The organism is Candidatus Methanomethylophilaceae archaeon (genome assembly GCA_017524805.1).
Taxonomy (GTDB): Archaea; Thermoplasmatota; Thermoplasmata; order Methanomassiliicoccales; family Methanomethylophilaceae; genus Methanoprimaticola.
Genome location: JAFXUX010000009.1, coordinates 22,673 through 40,689, shown reverse-complemented (window position 1 = coordinate 40,689; position 18,017 = coordinate 22,673). Strand labels below are relative to the sequence as shown.

Here is an 18,017-nt window from a genome sequence, read left to right as displayed (position 1 = left end):
AGAAATCGAAGTTAAAATCGCATTTTCTGATCACTGGGAAAGTGTCATTTTATGTCATCTGCAGTGATGAGCTGCGCGTTTTGCCGGCGCTCGATGTTTTTCAGGAACTCTGAAGCAAGAGGGTTTCCGGCCGCCGCCGCTTTGCCGAAGTATTCGAGCCCTTTTTGCGGGTCTTTCTCGGTTCCCAAGCCTTCCATCAGCATCCGTCCGACCATGAAAAGCGCATCCCCTTCGTTGGTTTCCGAGACTTCTTTGTAGAGAGAGAACGCCTTTTTCAAGTCTTTTTTCACGCCATTTCCTTCATAATAGAGAGTTCCGAGGTTGAATTTGGCCGCCGCAAGGCCTGCGTCCGCCGCCATTTCGTACCATTTCGCGGCCGGCATGTCGTCATCGCTGGTTTTCCCTTCTTGGGCAAGCAATCCCATTTTGAATTGGGCTTCGGGGACTCCTTTGAATGCGGCTATCCTGAACAGGCGAAGGGCTTCTTTATCGTCTATTTCGGCGGCGATCCCATCCGAAAGCATGCATCCGAGTTTGAAGCAGGACATCGGGTCTCCGGCATCTGCGCTCAGGCGGCAATATCTGAGCCCTTTCTCAGCGTCGACCTCCCCTCCGTATCCGCACATGCATATATCTGATATCTCGGGGTACGCTTCTTCCATCCCCGCTTCAGCGGCTTTTTCGAACCACATCCTGCAGAGTTCGGGATTCTCCTCATGGCCTCCGGCCCCGGAGAAAAGCATCCCCAGTCTGTACATGGATGGCGGGTGCCCCGCTTCCGCCGCCGCCAAATAAAGCTCTTCCGCGGCCGCCGGGTCGGGCTCTTCCAGCTGTCCGGACATTTTCATCTCAGCTATGCCGAAGAATGCGTTCGGGAAACCGCTCTTCGCAGCCTCGGAGAACAATTCGAGCGATCTTTGGGGGTCGTCGCAGAAGCATTCCGCCGCTTTGCGGCACAGTTCGGCAGGGTCTTGCATGCCGTCTGAAGTGCGGAGCCAGTTTAAGGAAGCATCGGAACCAAGGTTACTTGAATGAAACGGATGATCACCAGGATATGATCAAAGGGCCCTTGGTGAAGATCGCTTTCGTTTTGGCGGCGATTCTCATGGTGATGTCGTTAGTCATAGTTTGGAAGCCTGAATATATCGGAATCATAGGCGCTCTGTCCGGAATAGTTGCCGTGGCGGTCATTGCGGTTCTGTTGGTCATGCTCATCCGCATGAGGAAGGTGTGAGATGCCAGACGAGCGGATGGAATGCGAATGCCATGAGATCCACGGCGACGCCGTGTGCCGCGCGAAATCATTCATCATGGATCAGAGGGATGGAGCCGATCTATCGGATTTTTTCAAGCTGTTCGCCGACGGCACAAGGCTGAGGATATTGCTGGCGCTGGACAAGGAAGAGCTTTGCGTCTGCGATCTCTGCGAGGTCTTGGACATGAACAAATCGGCGGTATCCCATCAGCTCCGCGTGCTCAAGGATGCCCATCTGGTATCTTCAAGGAAAGAGGGTCGCAACGTATTTTACTCGCTATGCGACGACCATGTTAGGATAATAATCGAGACGGCCGCGGAGCACATCTCGGAAAAGGATTGATCTCAGTATACCTGGCTGAATTCTGATTTGGGTTCTCCGCACGTGGGGCATACCCAGTCGTCGGGAAGGTCGGCGAATTTGACGCCTTCTTTGTCTTCGTCGTAGATGTATCCGCAAAGTCCGCATTTGAACTTCATGGTATCCGGTAAGTTGCGTGCGCATATACGTTTATGGGATTCTGAGGATCGAGGCTCTGTTATACCCTTCCGTCCTTTCTCCGACGAACATGTAATTGCTGGTAGTCTCGCAGAAATAGTACTTGGGGCCCTCTCCGTCTATCTGATAATAGACGCCGCCCTCAACATCATCCAGCGCGATCCCGGCGGCCGCGTGCCCGGTGTCGTATTCCCATCCATCGAAAATCAGAAGGACTACGTCGTACCCCATAAGCTTCATGAGCGAGCAGTAAAGGCAGGATGTATCCTCGCAATCCCCGCTCCTGTCAAGGATGGTTTCCAGCGGGTATTTCCAGTACTCCGCGCGGCCGTTGTAATCGGAATCCAGCTGATAGTCTGTATAGCGCTGTACGAATTTCAGCACGTATTCGGCCCGTTCGAGATCGCTCATTCCGGCGGTGTTGTTCCACAGGGCTTCCGCCAGATTCTTCATGGACTCCGAGGAGTATTCAACGAAACTTATCCTGCCAGATTCGGTGGTCGTGGCCCTGTTGGATTGGGATTCCCTGAACGATTTCAGCTCATCATAGGATACTTTCCATTCTATCGTCTCGAATGATGTCAGCGAGTATGTTCCGCTCCCAAAGGCGTCAGCAGGTCTGCGCAGGTTTTCCCAGCAGTATGTGCGGGTGAAATCCCCCTCTATCTCGGAGATGATCGTCTCGGAACGGGGGTTACCTTCGGAGTCAGTTCCCTTCAGCGTTATGCTGTATTTTCCAGGAATCAGATCGGCATAGCCTTCCGAAGCGTCTTTGTAGGTTTCGATATAGTTCTTGGTGTACGCATCCGACAGAATGACAACGGAATCATTCAGATTCTTGCAGTCGAAATTCCATGTCAGCCTGTCGCTCCCGGAGAAATAATCGCTGTCGCTTCTGGCGACCATCTTCGTGTCCGCGGTCGCTGTGAATGAGCATTGCCAATCCTTCGTCATCAGGTCTGTCCCGTCCACGTACCAGCCGGTGAAGGACACGCCTTTCCTGCAGACGAAAGCTTCCAGGGAGACCTCATCGCCGATCTTGTACGTTCCCCCCACTGTGGCCAGCAGACCTTCGGAATGGGAGACCTCTATGAACGCTCCCCTTTCGCTTCTGGCATACAGCTTCTCTTTCGTGGCCAAGAACGTATATGATTTGTCGGGAGATTTCAGCTCCCCGTCTTCTCCGTACCAGCCATCGAATAGGTATCCGTTTTTCACGACGGCCGTAACAGTGACGGTCTCCGATTGGCGATAGTGTCCCGTGCCATCGATGCGCTCAATGCCGTCGTCGCTTTCGACATCAAGATCGAATCCGATATACGACTCGGGGTAGACCACCAAGCAAAGCGCCGCTAGAATGCACAATAGCGCTACTATGGTCAAGTTGATGGCGGAAGACTTGGAGACCATTTCGAATATAATAGGCTCTGAACGTTAATAATCTATTTCAGGAGTCCATCCGTCAATCAGCGCCGCAATCATCTTTCGATTTCGCAGATATCCAAACGTTTTCCTGAAATGAAAAAAAGGTTTTCCGGCGGAGCAATCTCCCGCCGGTATTGGATGGGGCTCAGCTCTCCCGTTCTTTCTCGCAGCAATCGGGAAGATCCACGTTCGAGCCGGAGCATCTGTTGCATCTGCCGCATCCGCAGCCGCAATCGCTTATGCCTTTGCGTTTGTTGCCGATCAGATGCGCCAACGCCGCCGCGATGACCAGTGCTATAAAAGCCGCCAGAGCCAAGCTTATGGCGTTCATTCCGGAGCCCTCTCGTTTTCTTTGCTGAGCTGTCTGAACGGATCCTTTGCCCAGAGCAGATAGATCAGGATGGCGACGTTGATTATGCACAGCACGCAGGATAGGATTCCCGTGTCCTCGCCGCAGATCAGGCCAGCGACCACATAGACTATGACGGATATGAGATACGCCAGGACGCACTGGTATGCGACGGCGAACCCGGTGCTCTTCCAGGTTCCGAGTTCCCTGTGCATGGCTCCGATCGCTGCGAAGCATGGGGCGCAGAGCAGGTTGAACGTCAGGAACGACAGCCCGCCCGCGCTTCCGAGCGCCGCCGCAAGGAGGTCCCAGATTTCTTCTCCCTCATCTCCGATCTCCTCGAGCCCAAACAGCGTGCCCATGGTGGCGATGAGATTCTCTTTCGCAACGAGGCCGGTTATGGTTGCCACGGAGAACTCCCAGTTTTCTCCCCATCCCAGAGGGATGAATATGGCGTGGATCGCGCCTCCGATGGAAGCCAGCATGGAGTCTCCGATGTCGACCATGTGGAGGCCGATATCGTAGCTGGCGAGGAACCAGATGAGTATAGATGACAGAAGGATGATCGTTCCGGCTTTTTTGACGAATGCCCAGACCCTGTCGAAGACTGTTTTCAGGAAGCTGAAAAGCTGAGGCCAGTGGTAAGGCGGAAGCTCCATGATGAACGGGGCGGGAGTCCCGGAGAATCTCCTGAGTTTTTTGAGGATGACCCCGGATATTATCACGGCCACGATCCCTAGCACATACGAGAACACCCCGATGAGTGCGCTGCCGCCGAAGAGGGCCCCGGCAATCATGGCGATGACCGGCAATTTGGCTCCGCATGGCATGAACGTGACGGTCATCGCGGTGATGCGCCTGTCGCTTTCGCTTTCGATTGTCCTGGTGGACATGACTCCGGGGATACCGCACCCAGTGCCCACGAGAAGAGGTATGAATGATTTCCCTGAGAGGCCGAAATACCTGAACACGCGGTCCATAACGAAAGCTACACGGGCCATGTACCCGATCTCTTCCAAGAGTACCAGGCATACGAACAGGACTATCATCTGAGGGAGGAATCCCAGCACGGCTCCCACTCCGCCTATTATTCCATCGACGAGAATCCCCTGGATCCAGGGCTCCACGCCGTTCTCTTCGCACCATGAGCCGACGTTCTCTCCAAGCTCTCCGAACCAGTCGTTGAGCCATCCGGTAGCGAAAGCTCCGGGAGAAGTTCCCCAATCCCCGTCATACATCGCAATCATGTAAACGAGCGCGATCACCGCGATGAAGATCGGTATTCCCAGCCATCTGTTGGTGACGATGCGGTCGATGCGGTCCGAGAGGGTCCCTCTCTCATCCCGAGGCGCGCGCTCGACGGTTTCGGAGATGAATTCGGAGATGAAATCGTATCTTCCATCGGCGATTATAGAATCCATCGAGTCGTCGTATTTCTTTTCGACCGCTTCGATCTGAGAGGATATCCCGTCTTTTAGGCCGGGGAATTTCTCGGCCACGCTGGAATCGTCTTCGAGAAGTTTGAACGCGTAGAATCTGAGGTTTTCGTCCGGAACTTTGCCTTTGAGAGCTTTTTCGGCTTCGGAGACTGCCGTCTCGATGCTATCCTCATATTTCGGTGGCGTCGGTCTGATCTTGGAATCGGCGACTTCATGGACTTTCTTGACGAGCTCATCTATCCCAGTCTTTTTTGCCGCTGAGATGGGTACTACAGGGACTCCAAGGCGCTTGGAAAGCCCATGTACGTCTATTTTGTCCCCGAATCTTTCGATCTCATCCATCATATTCAGCGCGACCACCATGGGGGTGCCCATTTCGATCAGCTGAAGTGTGAGGAAGAGATTCCTCTCTAAGTTGGTGGCATCGACGATGTTTATTATCGCATCAGGTTTCTCATCGATGATGAAATTCCTGCTGACCATCTCTTCCGGTGAGTAGGGTGACATCGAATAGATCCCGGGCAAATCCACTAATTGTGAGTCCGTACCGCGGATTTTGCCCGTTTTTTTATCGATTGTCACGCCTGGCCAGTTTCCGACGCGCTGGGATGCTCCTGTCAGCGCGTTGAACAGCGTGGTCTTCCCGCAATTGGGATTTCCAGCCAAAGCTATGACATAACTCATTTCTATCCCTTTCAAATCCAGAATGGCAAAAAAATGCGGAGATTCACTCGATTTCTACCATTTCTGCGTATTCTTTTCTTAGGCTGAGTTCATACCCTCTCAGAGTGATCTCAACCGGGTCCCCCAGAGGCGCCACTTTGCGAACGTAGATCGGGCAGCCCTTCGTGATGCCCATATCCATGATGTGCCTTCTGACAGCGCCTTCGCCTCTGATTTTCACCACCGTCACGGTGGATCCTATTTCGGCCTCTTTCAACGTCCTCATTTTTATCAACTCGTAGGGCAGCACATTATTTTCGAGGCGACTTTCGAATCAATGGCTATTTTTGAGCCTTTGATGTCGACGATTACATTGCCATTGGTGGTGCTGATGGCTATGACTTTGGTGCCAGCCAGAAAACCGAGCTCTGCTAGGTGCCTTTTTATTTCCTCGGTACCCGAAATACGGACGATCTCGCCTTTTTCGCTTCTTTTCATGAAAGAAAGAGGTACTGCGGGACAATTCCTGGCGGTCTCGCTTTCGCATGCGCTGCTTGGACTCATAATTAGGTAATCCTAAATTTAGTATTTATAATTTAGTTATTCCAAAACAATTTTAGACCTGTCTACAAAATGCAATCATGGGTTTCCAGTTTTTTTGGGAACGGGTCCGTCAGCAACCCGAATATATTCTTTTGCAGAATCCCCGGCGGATGATGGGGTTCGCCCTGCGATTGTTCGCGCATCAAAATCCAAATTGGTTCCGGCTGCCGTTTTAACGCTCAAAATGCAGCATACTTTATAACAGGTCAAACTCTGGCATACCTCATGAAGGCAGACATCGAAATCGCCCAAGAGGCGACCGCCAAACCGATCAAGGAGATAGCGAGCAAAATAGGGCTTTCAGAGGATGAAATCGTTCCCTACGGGAAATACATCGCCAAAGTACCCTTGAACGTTATCGACAAGTATAAAGACCGCAAAAATGGGAAGCTGATCATGGTTACTGCCATAACCCCCACTCCGGCGGGAGAAGGCAAGACCGTCACAACCATCAGCCTCATCCAAGGTCTCGGCTACTTGGGCAAGAACGTTGTCGGCGCGCTCAGGGAGCCCTCAATCGGACCGACTTTCGGTGTTAAAGGAGGCGCGACCGGAGGCGGATATGCTCAGGTTTATCCCATGTGGGACATCGATCTCCATTTCACCGGAGACATCCATGCCGTCACCGCGGCGCACAACCTCCTGTCGTCCATCATCGACAACCAGCTGGTCAGAGACAATCCTCTGAACATCGATCAGACCAAAATCGTCCTAAAGAAGGCTATGGACATCAATGCCAGAGAGCTCAGGAATATCGTGGTAGGCCTCGGCAACGACAGGACCTTGGGCGGCGTTCCCCACGAGACCGGATTCCTCATCACGTCCGCCTCCGAGATCTCGGCCATTCTGGCTCTCTCCACCGATCGCGAGGATCTCAGGCGCAGGTTGGAGAACATGGTCGTCGCATATACCTATGACAGCAAACCCGTCACCGTGAAGGATCTCGGCTGCGTGGGCGCTTTGATGGTTCTTCTTAAGGATGCCATAAGCCCCAACCTCGTCCAGACGCTAGAAGGGCAGCCCGTTTTCGTCCATGGGTTTCCGTTCGCCAACATCGCCCACGGTACCAACAGCCTCATCGCCACAAAGGCCGCTCTGAAGCTTGGGGATTATGTCATCACCGAGGCTGGATTCGCGTCCGATCTCGGCGGCGAGAAATTCATGGATATCGTCTGCAGGCAGGGCGGGATATCGCCTGATTGCGTCGTAATAGTCGCATCCATCAAAGCGCTGATGACCCACGGAGGCGGCATTCTGGAAGACGAGTCCACTCTCACTTTGGATACGCTCAGGAAAGGACTCTGCAACCTCGACAAGCACATTGAGAACATGTCCTATTACGGGGTCCCGATCGTGGTGTCGATCAACCACTTCGCCCAGGATAAGCCGGAAGAGATCGAGCTCCTCCGTACCCACTGCAAAGAGGCGGGCGTAAGGGTCGCGTTCTCGGACGGTTTCATCGAGGGCGGCAAAGGCGGCGTCGATCTGGCCAACGCAGTGATCGAAGCTGTCGAGATGCCGAAGAAGTTCGAGTTCCTTTATGATCTCGGCGCTCCGGTCAAAGAGAAGATCGAGACCGTGGCCAAGAAGATCTATGGGGCCGATGGCGTCGTATATTCGGCGGCGGCCGAAAAAGCGCTCAAGACTATAGTCGAGAACGGGTATGGAAATCTTCCTGTCTGCATCGCGAAGACTCAGGCTTCGCTTTCCGACGATTCCAAGGTCAAAGGGGCTCCAAAAGGATGGAAGCTCAACGTCAGGGAGGTTTGGCTGTCGGCAGGAGCCGGATTCATAGTTCCGGTGTGCGGGACTCTCACTCTGATGCCCGGGCTCCCCAAAGTGCCGGCGGCCATGAGGATGGACCTCAACCCGGACGGAAGCATAGTCGGGCTCAAGTGAGTCCGCAAACGGAGGGGCACCCCCTCTCCCACTTTATTGTCCGGCCTCATGGAAGAGGTCTTTTCCCGTCGCCTATATCGTAGCACTATTGGCCCCTTTCCTTGTTGGCGCGGACCCCATCGCCATTCGTGTAGATATTGCCGAGAAGGGTGTTCGCTCCCAGGTGGCCCCTTGCCGCCGCCAATTCTAGCCAGTTCTTCATGGATCCGGGATCTTTCTTGCATCCGTACCCAACTCTGTATAGCTGGCCGAGAATGAATTGGGCTTCGGCGTCCGTATGTTCGGCCGCCCTTTTGATCCATTTGAATGCGTTCTCCGGGTTTTCGACCGTTCCCACGCCCTCCAAGTACATGAGCCCTATCTGGAGCTGAGCGCGATGGTCATTCTCGTTGTTATGGGCCGCTTCCTTGAACAAGGCCATGGCTTTGAACGCGACTTTGAAAGTCCCTATGCCGTTCAGATACATGAGGCCGAGATAATAGGCGGAGTTGGGGTTGCCCAATTCATAGGATTTTTCCATGTGCTCGAAGGCTTTCGAATCGTTCTTTTCGGTGCCGTATCCATAAAGATACATTATTCCGAGGAAAAACTGGGCTTCGGACGAATTCTCGCATTCTTCATCTGAGAATGTTTTGAAAGCGAATTCATAGCTGCCGCTGATTCTGTTGAGAATTATGGATGCAGCCTTCTTCCTGGCCTCCATTTTTTCTGGCGGCAACTCCATTTCGCTTCCATAAGTCATATGCGATGATGCACTTATGGCTTTCTTCGCTGGAGGAAGCATTTTCCTGGGTTCTTGGTTTCCGCAGTCCCTATCGCTTTCCCCGAAACCGCTGCGATCGGCGGCCCCTTCACGCCTCGGCAATCTGAAACCAGGAAGTTCTCTTCCAGGGAACCCGATTTTCCTCGTATATGTCGAATTCTCAGCGTAGGTTTCTCCCATGATTCAAACCAGGTGGAAAGCGTATTTAAGACTGAGAAAGGGAGGGGTGCCCGAAAGTGACATATTATTCCGAGCCAGATCGTCGGCGGCAGACTGTTCCCAGACATTTTTGTAGATTTAATATAGGGATTTATGCATAAAGATGGGCATGTCCGAAAAAATGGTCTCCCAAGATGGCTACTATATGCCGTCGCGCGGCCTCATGGATTGTGGCTCCGTCTCATACGATCTCAAGGGTGCCGCCGCAGAGGCCGAACGCGGCGCGGGGGAAGCCATACCGGACGCCCAGTATCTTCATGCCCTTTTCCTTTATACCGGGGCCGCCAACACAATCGTAGACAAGAAAACCGCAGGGGAATTGTTCGCTCTTGCCGCGTCATCCGGGTCCAAAGAAGCCGCGATCGTCGTTTCCGAGCTTTCCAAGAATCCGGAGGATGTGATGGACAGGCTTCTTGCGCTCAGGCTGAGCGGCGAGCAGAGGGATCCAGATTCCTGCTCCGAATTGTTTGCGATGTATGACAAAGGGACATCGGAAGTTAAGAAAAACCATGCAGAGGCCGTGAGATGGTATACTGTATGCGCAGAGGACGACAACCCGGCCGCGCAGAGCGCCATCGGTTTCATGTATCTCATGGGGAAGGGGATCCGCAAGGACCGTGAGAAAGCGGTCTACTGGCTTCAGAAAGCTGCTGACAATGGTTCCGCTTCTGCTATGTATCATCTCGGGCAGATGTATGACAGAGGCCTCTGCGACACCGCGCCCAATCTCTCCAAGGCCATGGAATGGTACGTCCGCGCGTCCGAGGCAGGAGATCCCGAGGCGCAGTTCAACGCGGCTTGCGTTTATTCCACACCCGGAAACAAGTTCACAAACCCTTCCAAAGGCATGGATTATTTCTTGAAGGCCGCCGAGCAAGGCCATGCTGAAGCCCAGTATCAGGTCGGCCTTTCGTACGCCTACGGGGATGGGTTGAAGAGGGATCCAGAATTGGCGGTCAAATGGCTGGAAGAATCCTGCGAGAACGGATTCCAGCAGGCGATGACGGATTACGCCAAGCTGTGTCTGGACGGGCAGCTGGTCCCCCAGGATTTCGAGAAGGCCGCTCATTGGTTCACCGTCGCGTCGGACAGATGCAACGGCTATGCAAAATATGCTCTCGGATGCATGTACGGCAACGGCATGTATTTCGAAAGGGACGACGCCAAAGCATTCGAGTTCTTCAAGGACGCCGCCGAGATGAGCGAGCCGAATTCTCAATACGCTTTGGCTTGCTTCTATCACGACGGCCGCGGGACGGACAAGGATGATGAGCAAGCCGCGGTCTGGTTCGATCAGGCGTCCGATCAAGGCCACCCCGCAGCCAAAGCTTTCATCGGTATGATGCGCATCACCGGCCGCGGAGTTCCACAAGATATAAAGGCCGGTCTGGAAGATCTGAACGAAGCCGCCGAATCGGATTTCCCGGATGCCGATTTCTATCTGGGTCAGCTCTATTATGAGGGCGAATACGTCAAAAAGGATCTCGGCAAAGCTAAGAAGCATCTGACCAGAGCGATGAAGAAAGGCGACCCTGATGCCGCTGCATTGCTCAGCAAAATCAAGTCGGAGAGGAAACGTTGGTGAGAGAGCCTATATTCCGCGCCGCCGAGCTGGGCGATCCTTATGCGTGCCTTGGAGTCGCATATTACTATCAAGAAGGCATCGGCGTTGACCAGAACATCGACAGCGCAGTCTCGTGGTATGAGCGCGCCGCTTCCGGCGGATGCCCCAGAGCCCATTGGGAATTGGCAAAGCTTTACCTGAACGGGGATCTGATCCCCCAGGATATCGCGAAATACATGGGTCATCTCATGTCCGCATCGGAGATGGGGAATATGGACGCCCAGTATGCCATCGCATGCGAGTACCGTTCCGGAAGGATCGTGGAGCGCGACGATTCCCTGGCTCTGTCGTGGTTCAGGGCGGCGGCCACAAAAGGGCACATACTGGCCAAATTCATGGTCGGATATCTTCTGCAGTCCGCATCCGACGTCCAATCGTCGGCCGAAGATTCGGAGATGTGGTTCTCATCCGTCTCTGTCTCCGGGGATGCCGACATATTCCTGGACATAGGCTTGGATTATGAGTACGGTTTGAACGGGATATCCAAGAATGTCAGCGAAGCCCTGAGATGGTATCAGCACGGGGCTGATATGGGCCATGAGAAATGCATCATGTGTCTCTCCCGCGCATCTCTGGGTGAATCCGAGTCTTACGAGTCCAGAATGAACGCGATAAGCAGCACCGGCGTCCAGAAGGAGACCGACCTCATGTCGTTCTACATGAATCAGGCAGATGAGGCGCTGGCTTCCGGTGATGAGGTCGCGGCTTTCAAGCTTTTCAGTTCCGCAGCCGAGCTCGGAGAGCCCGACGCGCTGTTCGCGATCGCGATGATGTATCACCAGGGAATCTGCGTCAGACGCAGCGACAGCAAATCTCTGGATCTTCTAACCCGCGCGGCGGCGGCAGGCTCCTGCGATGCCCAATTCACGCTCGGCAAGGTATACGACAGCGACCGTTATCCGAGGGATGAGGCGTTGGCCATCAGATACTACGCCCAGGCAGCCGCGAACGGATTCCTGGCCGCATTCTATTATCTCGGCCGCTACGTGGACCATCCGGAGGTATACGTCCGCAGGGTCAGGGGGCATTGAGATGTCTTTCGAAACGGTTCTGAACGCCGCCAGAGAGGGCGATCCGGATGCCCAGGTCGCCATGGGATATCTGTTCTACAGAGGGGACGGCGTCGGGATGGACCGCAGGGAGGCGGCAAGATGGTTCGGGCTGGCCGCGGACCAGGGCAACGCCGAAGCCATGTGCAATCTGGGACATATGAGAGCCCATGGCGAGGGGATACGCGCGGATCTGGATAAGGCGATGGAACTGTACAGGAAATCCGCCGAGCTCGGATACCCGCCGGCAATGTTCAATCTCGGCTTCATGCTCACCGACGTGGAAGGCATCGAGCAGGATTGGGCCGAGGGGTACGAATGGTATTCTAAGGCCGCAGAGGCAGGCAATCTGATTGCGGCATATCGCGTGGCTGTCATGGACGAGGAAGGCCGCGGCGTTCCCGTAAATTACGCCAAGGCGGCAGAAGGGTATGACCTATGTCTCACCCACGGGTATCCCAAGGGAGGCTACAGATTGGGGATGATGCATCTGAACGGCAAGGGATTCCCGAAGAACCCGGATAAAGCGTCGAAATACTTCTCAAAAGCCGCAGATCTGGGCTTGGACGAAGCCATGCTGATGCTGGGGAAGATGTCCATGTCCGGGGAGGGCATGGTTCTCAGCCTTCGCAACGCGGAGAAATGGCTCAAGAAAGCCGCGGGCCGCGGAAATGCGGAGGCAGCAGAGCTGCTGACAGAGATAAGGAAGGCGTCCCGATGAGGATGAACGGATATCAGAAAGAGAACATTTTCAGGCTGCTGTCCACGATCAAGGAAAGGAGCCCCTTTTACGCCAAGAAATACGAAGGCATCGACGTGTCGTCCATGTCCACCCAGGAGGAGTTCGAGACGCTCCCGTTCACCGATAAAGGCGATCTCCGCGAGGCATATCCGCTGGGTCTCGCCGCGGTGCCCGAGAGGGACATTGTGAGGATACACTCCTCTTCCGGAACCACAGGGACGCCAGTTGTGATCCCTTACACCAGAAGGGACGTCGAGGACTGGGCGGTCATGTTCGAGCGGTGCTACAGGATGGCTGGCGTGACGGAGAACGACCGCATCCAGATAACCCCCGGTTACGGCCTTTGGACGGCCGGGATAGGATTCCAAGCGGGATGCGAGAGGCTGGGAGCAATGGCCATCCCTATGGGCCCCGGGAATACCGAGAAGCAGCTCCGCATGATGAAGGATATGAAGACGACCGTGATCACCGGGACGTCCTCTTATGCCCTTCTGCTTTCGGAGGAGATCGAGAAGCGCGGGATCAGGGATGAACTGTTCCTGAAAAAGGGAATAATCGGATCCGAACGTTGGGGCGAGAAGATGAGGCAGAGCATCGCCGAAAGCCTCGGCGTGGATTTCTACGACATCTACGGCCTCACCGAGATTTACGGCCCAGGAATCGGCATAAGCTGCGATTATCGCAACGGCATCCATATGTGGGACGATTACGTCTATTTCGAGATAATCGACCCCAACACCGGCGAAATCCTTCCTGATGGGGAGACCGGCGAGCTTGTGATAACGGCTTTCAGGAAGGAAGGCGCCCCATTGATAAGGTACAGGACGCATGATCTCACCAGGATCATCCCCGGAGAATGCCCTTGCGGCTCCAGATTCCCGCGCATAGACATCATCGTCGGAAGGACCGACGACATGGTCAAGGTCAAAGGGGTCAACATGTTCCCCGCGCAGTACGATGAGGCCATATCCGCCTTGGACGGCGCCACCGGGGAATACCAGGTCATGATCGACCATCTCGAAGGGAAGGACATGATCACGCTGTATTTCGAGACCGATCGCCAGGAAGATTCCCGCGCCGAGCTCGAACGCGAAATGACGGCCCTGATAAAATCGCGCATAGGCGTGACCGTGGCATCGAAAGCCGTCGATGTCGGATACCTTCCCCGCTCAGAGAAGAAAACCAATAGATTCTTCGACAACAGGTATTGAGATGCGCGAATTGGATGTGATGCAAACCGCCATAATGGAGGCGGCGAAGATTGTCGGTTCGGGCGACCGGGAAGCCAAGACCAAGGCAAATCCTCATGGAGTATTCGATGTGGTGACAGAGTCGGATGTATCGGCTGAGAATGTTATCATAGACAGAATACGGTCAGAGTTTCCCGAAGACACCATAATCTCGGAGGAGACCAACCCGGACGCCAGGATATCCGGGCGGTCTTGGGCCATCGATCCCATAGACGGCACCATGAATTTCTCGCGGGGAATCCCTCTCTATGGCATTCAAGCCGTCTTTCTTGAGGGAGGAGTCCCGAAAGCGGCGTCGATCTATCTGCCGGAATTCGGGGAGATGTTTTCCGCATCCGAGGACGGCGCTTTCCTCAACGGGAAGCCGATTGCCGTCGCTTCCGCTCGCCCTCTGAGCCAGTGCCTGATTTCGACGGGCGATTACAGCAGGAAGTCAGACGCCTTCAGGAAAGCCCAGGCGGCAGTCCTTTCCGAGTGCTACGGTTCCGTCGCCAGATTCAAAATGTTCGGTGCGGCCTGCGTCGATTTCTCGTATCTGGCTAGCGGAAGAACCGATGCTCATATACGCTTCACGAACAAGATATGGGATTTTCTCCCGGGGCTGTTCATAGCGGAAAAAGCCGGGGCCGTTTATGACCGCCATCTGCTGGATGATCACCGCATCCTGATCATGTGCTCTTCCCCGGAGGTATTGGCAGAGGCCAAAGCGGAGATCCTGCCGGCCATCCTTTCAGCCATGGGCCTCTGAGGTTCATCTGTTTTTGCCGCCGACCATCACGAGATAGGCCAGAAGGGCTTCCAGCTGGATCTTCTCGTTGCTGCCTTCGACTATGCGGAATTCGATCTCGCCGGTCTTGTCGATGAGCCTGACCTTCTCGGAGCCGGTGAGGCTGAGGTCGAAGAACGTCGAATAGATCTGCTTGATTATGTCCTGGCCGGAAAGGCCGAATTCTATCATCGTGTTGTCCAGCATATCGCGCGCTTTGACGAAATTGCCGGCGAGAGCTGTCTCCAAAATATTCCTGACCGCTTCGGGGTTGGCCATGCCGGTGGTCTGATAGATGATGTCCAGATCTATCTTTTTGCCGAGGGATGCGGCGACCTGGAGCGAATTGACCGCGCGTCTCATGTCCCCCCTGGCTACCACGACGAGCCCTTTGATTGCGTCGTCATCGATATCGACGCCTTCTTTCTCGATTATTTTCCTGAGGAATCCCTCGACATCGGCGGCGGTCAGCGGCTTGAATCTGAACACGGCGCATCTGGACTGGATCGGGTCGATGATTTTGGACGAATAGTTGCATGAGAGGATGAAACGGCAGATTCCGGAGTATTTCTCCATGGTCCTTCTCAGGGCGGCCTGGGCGTCCGAAGTCAGCGCATCAGCCTCGTCCATGAAGATGATCTTGAACTCCGCCCCACCGATCGGGGCCGTCCTGGCGAATTCCTTTATCTTCCCGCGGACGACGTCTATCCCTCTTTCGTCGGAGGCGTTGAGCTCTATGAAATTGCCCTTCCACTCCCCTCCGAACATCTCTCTCGCGAGAGCCAGGGAGCAGGTCGTCTTTCCGGTCCCTGCAGGTCCAGTGAACATAAGATGCGGCATATTCCTCGAGGCGACGTACGCTTTCAGCCTTTCGGATACGTGCTTCTGCCCAACTACCTCGTCCAGGTTTTTGGGCCTGTATTTCTCCGTCCAAATCTCGTTCATTGCGACCGTCTGAGGATAATGAAACATCCGTTATACGGTTATCTACGATAGCATAGGTTTGAATAACATAAAAAACAAAAATAACAGAATATAGTTATTATAAGAATCCCGAGATATGATAGACGGCGTCGGGCCAATCGCATCCTATCCCTATCCATCCCGGCGCCGTTATTATGGAAAGAAACCGGGCCGGAGCCCGATAAGTTTCAATCGCACTTGGACCAGCCGCAGGATTTGCAGGTGTTGCATCCGCCCTGGAACTCCAATTCCGCACCGCATTTGGGGCAGGGGTTCTTGATGTTCCTGGAGGGAGCCTCGGGATCCTTGGATTCCGGGATTCCTTTTAGCTGGCTCTGCATTTCGTCGTACATATCCCTGAGGGCCCAACCGACCGCCATGGGACAGCAGGAACCGATGCTGGTGTCTCTCTTGGTGTGGGTGCGCACGACATATGACGGGCAGGAGCCGCAGGATTTCAGCTGATCGATGATCTCGTCCACACCGCAGCCGGATCTTGCCGCGAGGGAGATCATCCTGGAGAGTCCGACCATGAAGTTGTTGCATCCTCCGGTCGATCCTTTGTTGAGGTACGCTTCCACCAGATCGCCGGTCTCGGGATCGAAGAACGCAGTGCAATGCAGGCTTCCGCATCCCGTCATCAGCTTGCGCTTCTTTCCGACAAGGTTATCGGACGCCGCCCTGACGACCGCCTTCTTCCTGGGCTCTTCCTTCTCCTCGGGCTCATCTTTCTTTTCGGAGCTCTTGGTGGACAGGATGCCCAATCTCTTGCATCCGTCGCGGAATACGGTGACGCCTTTGCACCCGGACTCCCACGCGTACATGTAGATGTAATAGACATCCTCCATCGGGAATTCCTCGGGCAGGTTGACCGTGGAGCTGATCGACGCGTCGATGTGCTTCTGCCAGGTGGCCTGCATCTCGATTCTTTCTCTGTAATCGAGGTTCTGGGCGGTCACAAATATGTCCGGCAGGTCCTCGTCCTTCTGGACCTCCGGGTGAGTGTTCATGTAGGCTTGGACCACCGGCGTGTACACTTTGTAATACTCGTCATGGTCGGACAGGGATGTGGTCCTCCTTTCGTACGAGATGGCGAAGATGGGCTCTATGCCTCCCGAGATGCCTATCATGGTGGACAGGGTGCCGGTGGGGGCGATCGTGAGAAGCTGGGAATTTCTCAGACCGTACTGCAGGACCAGCTCTTTGGTCTCCTCGGACGCATTCTCCTTGAAATACGGGGAATCCACGATCTGCTGCGGGACGCATTTGGGGAACATTCCTAATTCTTTGGCCATGAGGGCGGATTCGTTCATCGCCGTGTCCGCCATTATTTTGCCGAGTTTGTTGCAGAAGTCTGCCGCTTCAGGCGATCCGTATCTGTAGCCAAGCTCTATCAGCATGTCGGCAAGCCCCATTATTCCGAGCCCGATCTGCCTCCAGTTCCTCACGGATTCCTTCTGTTCCTCCAAGGGGTGCAGGGGAAGCCCCTCGTCAAGGACGTCGTTGAGCCCGCGGACGCAGACTCTGACGGCTTTCTTGAAGTCCTCCATCTGGAAGACGCCGTTCTCGACGAAAGCCGACAGGTTTATGCTTCCGAGCAGGCAGCTCCCTCCGGCGGGGAGGGGCTCTTCCGCGCATGGGTTGGTGGATTCGTAGGAGTAATCGGGGAATTCGCTCAGAAGGTTCCATGAGGATATCCTGTCCCAGAACAGGCATCCCGGCTCCCCATAGTCCCAATTGGCCGCGCACATCTTGCTGAAGAATTCTGCCGCGTTGACTTCTTTGGTGATTGTCTCGCCGCTTTCGGGGCGGTAGAATTTCTGGGTGTAAATGCCCCTGTCGCGGACGGTCTCCATGAATTTGTCCGTCATGCGGATGGACATGTTGGCTTTGGTAACCCTATCCAGGTTGGTCTTGACGGACATGAATTCCTCCATGTCGGGGTGCTCGCATGAGATGGTCAGCATAAGCGCTCCGCGGCGGCCGTGCTGGCCTATGAGGCCGGTTACCATCGAATATAAGTCGGTGAAAGATACCGCGCCCGAGGTTTGGGATGCGGTATTGTTGATTTTCGCTCCGCGGGGAGCCAGCTTGGATATGTCTATCCCCGCTCCGCCGCCATAGCTGAATGTGCGGGCCAGTTTTCCTGCCGTTTCGAAGATCGATTCTATGGAATCCTCCGGCGACGATAGGACATAGCAGTTGGACAATGTGACTTTGAGGCCGCTGCGCTGGAGTCCTCTGTTGGCAAGGATCCTCCCGCCGAAAAGGAACTTCTTCTGGCGGATCAGTTTTTTGATGTCGTCATCGCCAGCGCTCACGCGATTGAGCCATTGCTCGAAATTCTCCCCGGCATGGCGGTATTTCCGCTCCCATATGTCTGTGCCCAGCTGATTGTCTTCTCCCAGCCAATCGGATATTTCCATCTCTATTTCCCCTGTTTGCCACGGTCTGCCGGCGTTCTCGCAGGCCTTCCGCAGGCCCATCACGCTAAAGTGTACGGGTTAAT

18 protein-coding genes are annotated in these 18,017 nt (G+C 54.6%); 8 read left to right on the top strand and 10 right to left on the bottom strand.

All coding sequences use genetic code 11. The annotated features are described in order from the left end of the window. Positions 1–44: 44 nt before the first annotated feature. Positions 45–977: a sel1 repeat family protein gene (locus tag IKP20_02995; GenBank protein MBR4503925.1), complete on the bottom strand. Its 933-nt coding sequence runs from the start codon at positions 975–977 to the stop codon at positions 45–47. Between the two features lie 50 nt (positions 978–1,027). Between IKP20_02995 and IKP20_02990 the strand changes: the two genes are divergently transcribed. Continuing rightward, complete coding sequence (locus tag IKP20_02990; GenBank protein ID MBR4503924.1) at positions 1,028–1,234, top strand: hypothetical protein; 207 nt, start codon at positions 1,028–1,030, stop codon at positions 1,232–1,234. 1 nt (position 1,235) lies between these two features. Beyond that, positions 1,236–1,598 carry a winged helix-turn-helix transcriptional regulator gene (locus IKP20_02985; GenBank protein MBR4503923.1) on the top strand — a complete coding sequence of 121 codons (363 nt, stop codon included), beginning with the start codon at positions 1,236–1,238 and terminating at the stop codon, positions 1,596–1,598. Between the two features lie 2 nt (positions 1,599–1,600). Here the strand turns inward: IKP20_02985 and IKP20_02980 are convergent, their stop codons facing one another. The 6 genes from IKP20_02980 to IKP20_02955 all read right to left on the bottom strand — a co-directional run bounded on the left by IKP20_02980 (position 1,601) and on the right by IKP20_02955 (position 6,194). Further along, positions 1,601–1,735, bottom strand: a complete 135-nt coding sequence (locus tag IKP20_02980; protein MBR4503922.1) for a rubredoxin — start codon at positions 1,733–1,735, stop codon at positions 1,601–1,603. A gap of 31 nt (positions 1,736–1,766) precedes the next feature. Further along, a complete protein-coding gene (locus IKP20_02975; GenBank protein ID MBR4503921.1) occupies positions 1,767–3,164 on the bottom strand; it encodes an InlB B-repeat-containing protein in 1,398 nt (465 codons plus the stop codon). A gap of 160 nt (positions 3,165–3,324) precedes the next feature. Continuing rightward, positions 3,325–3,510 carry a hypothetical protein gene (locus IKP20_02970; GenBank protein MBR4503920.1) on the bottom strand — a complete coding sequence of 62 codons (186 nt, stop codon included), beginning with the start codon at positions 3,508–3,510 and terminating at the stop codon, positions 3,325–3,327. Then, positions 3,507–5,651 carry a ferrous iron transport protein B gene (gene feoB / locus IKP20_02965; protein MBR4503919.1) on the bottom strand — a complete coding sequence of 715 codons (2,145 nt, stop codon included), beginning with the start codon at positions 5,649–5,651 and terminating at the stop codon, positions 3,507–3,509. The genes IKP20_02970 and feoB overlap by 4 nt, the downstream gene beginning before the upstream one ends. A 43-nt stretch (positions 5,652–5,694) precedes the next feature. Further along, positions 5,695–5,916 (bottom strand): ferrous iron transport protein A, encoded by a 222-nt coding sequence (locus IKP20_02960; protein ID MBR4503918.1) that lies wholly within the window; start codon positions 5,914–5,916, stop codon positions 5,695–5,697. 5 nt (positions 5,917–5,921) lie between these two features. After that, entirely contained in the window at positions 5,922–6,194 is a 273-nt protein-coding gene (locus tag IKP20_02955) for a ferrous iron transport protein A (protein MBR4503917.1), read from the bottom strand. Between the two features lie 264 nt (positions 6,195–6,458). Between IKP20_02955 and IKP20_02950 the strand changes: the two genes are divergently transcribed. Then, a complete protein-coding gene (locus tag IKP20_02950; GenBank protein MBR4503916.1) occupies positions 6,459–8,132 on the top strand; it encodes a formate--tetrahydrofolate ligase in 1,674 nt (557 codons plus the stop codon). Positions 8,133–8,217: 85 nt separating this feature from the next. Here the strand turns inward: IKP20_02950 and IKP20_02945 are convergent, their stop codons facing one another. Continuing rightward, positions 8,218–8,835 (bottom strand): sel1 repeat family protein, encoded by a 618-nt coding sequence (locus tag IKP20_02945; GenBank protein MBR4503915.1) that lies wholly within the window; start codon positions 8,833–8,835, stop codon positions 8,218–8,220. A 388-nt stretch (positions 8,836–9,223) separates the two neighbouring features. Between IKP20_02945 and IKP20_02940 the strand changes: the two genes are divergently transcribed. The 5 genes from IKP20_02940 to IKP20_02920 are packed head-to-tail and all read left to right on the top strand — an operon-like array spanning position 9,224 to position 14,527. Then, positions 9,224–10,699, top strand: a complete 1,476-nt coding sequence (locus IKP20_02940) for an SEL1-like repeat protein (GenBank protein MBR4503914.1) — start codon at positions 9,224–9,226, stop codon at positions 10,697–10,699. Beyond that, the gene (locus IKP20_02935; protein MBR4503913.1) at positions 10,696–11,769 is read left to right on the top strand and encodes a sel1 repeat family protein; all 1,074 of its coding nucleotides are present in this window, start codon (positions 10,696–10,698) and stop codon (positions 11,767–11,769) included. The genes IKP20_02940 and IKP20_02935 overlap by 4 nt, the downstream gene beginning before the upstream one ends. A gap of 1 nt (position 11,770) precedes the next feature. After that, positions 11,771–12,508 carry a sel1 repeat family protein gene (locus IKP20_02930; protein ID MBR4503912.1) on the top strand — a complete coding sequence of 246 codons (738 nt, stop codon included), beginning with the start codon at positions 11,771–11,773 and terminating at the stop codon, positions 12,506–12,508. Further along, on the top strand, positions 12,505–13,740 hold the full coding sequence (locus IKP20_02925; GenBank protein MBR4503911.1) for a phenylacetate--CoA ligase: 1,236 nt from the start codon (positions 12,505–12,507) through the stop codon (positions 13,738–13,740). Before IKP20_02930 ends, IKP20_02925 begins: the two co-directional genes overlap by 4 nt. A gap of 10 nt (positions 13,741–13,750) precedes the next feature. Beyond that, on the top strand, positions 13,751–14,527 hold the full coding sequence (locus IKP20_02920) for an inositol monophosphatase family protein (GenBank protein ID MBR4503910.1): 777 nt from the start codon (positions 13,751–13,753) through the stop codon (positions 14,525–14,527). 3 nt (positions 14,528–14,530) lie between these two features. Here IKP20_02920 and IKP20_02915 read toward each other — a convergent pair whose 3' ends face one another. Beyond that, positions 14,531–15,490 (bottom strand): replication factor C small subunit, encoded by a 960-nt coding sequence (locus tag IKP20_02915; GenBank protein MBR4503909.1) that lies wholly within the window; start codon positions 15,488–15,490, stop codon positions 14,531–14,533. A gap of 206 nt (positions 15,491–15,696) precedes the next feature. Beyond that, complete coding sequence (locus tag IKP20_02910; protein ID MBR4503908.1) at positions 15,697–17,934, bottom strand: adenosylcobalamin-dependent ribonucleoside-diphosphate reductase; 2,238 nt, start codon at positions 17,932–17,934, stop codon at positions 15,697–15,699. Positions 17,935–18,017 lie beyond the last annotated feature (83 nt).

Bases quoted from the DNA above. Each gene is read 5' to 3' on its own strand.
- IKP20_02995 (MBR4503925.1), bottom strand. From the start codon at position 977: ATGCAAGACCCTGCCGAACTGTGCCGCAAAGCGGCGGAATGCTTCTGC.
- IKP20_02985 (MBR4503923.1), top strand. From the start codon at position 1,236: ATGCCAGACGAGCGGATGGAATGCGAATGCCATGAGATCCACGGCGAC.
- IKP20_02980 (MBR4503922.1), bottom strand. From the start codon at position 1,735: ATGAAGTTCAAATGCGGACTTTGCGGATACATCTACGACGAAGACAAA.
- IKP20_02975 (MBR4503921.1), bottom strand. From the start codon at position 3,164: ATGGTCTCCAAGTCTTCCGCCATCAACTTGACCATAGTAGCGCTATTG.
- IKP20_02970 (MBR4503920.1), bottom strand. From the start codon at position 3,510: ATGAACGCCATAAGCTTGGCTCTGGCGGCTTTTATAGCACTGGTCATC.
- feoB (MBR4503919.1), bottom strand. From the start codon at position 5,651: ATGAGTTATGTCATAGCTTTGGCTGGAAATCCCAATTGCGGGAAGACC.
- IKP20_02960 (MBR4503918.1), bottom strand. From the start codon at position 5,916: ATGAGGACGTTGAAAGAGGCCGAAATAGGATCCACCGTGACGGTGGTG.
- IKP20_02955 (MBR4503917.1), bottom strand. From the start codon at position 6,194: ATGAGTCCAAGCAGCGCATGCGAAAGCGAGACCGCCAGGAATTGTCCC.
- IKP20_02950 (MBR4503916.1), top strand. From the start codon at position 6,459: ATGAAGGCAGACATCGAAATCGCCCAAGAGGCGACCGCCAAACCGATC.
- IKP20_02945 (MBR4503915.1), bottom strand. From the start codon at position 8,835: ATGGAGGCCAGGAAGAAGGCTGCATCCATAATTCTCAACAGAATCAGC.
- IKP20_02940 (MBR4503914.1), top strand. From the start codon at position 9,224: ATGTCCGAAAAAATGGTCTCCCAAGATGGCTACTATATGCCGTCGCGC.
- IKP20_02930 (MBR4503912.1), top strand. From the start codon at position 11,771: ATGTCTTTCGAAACGGTTCTGAACGCCGCCAGAGAGGGCGATCCGGAT.
- IKP20_02925 (MBR4503911.1), top strand. From the start codon at position 12,505: ATGAGGATGAACGGATATCAGAAAGAGAACATTTTCAGGCTGCTGTCC.
- IKP20_02915 (MBR4503909.1), bottom strand. From the start codon at position 15,490: ATGAACGAGATTTGGACGGAGAAATACAGGCCCAAAAACCTGGACGAG.
- IKP20_02910 (MBR4503908.1), bottom strand. From the start codon at position 17,934: ATGGAAATATCCGATTGGCTGGGAGAAGACAATCAGCTGGGCACAGAC.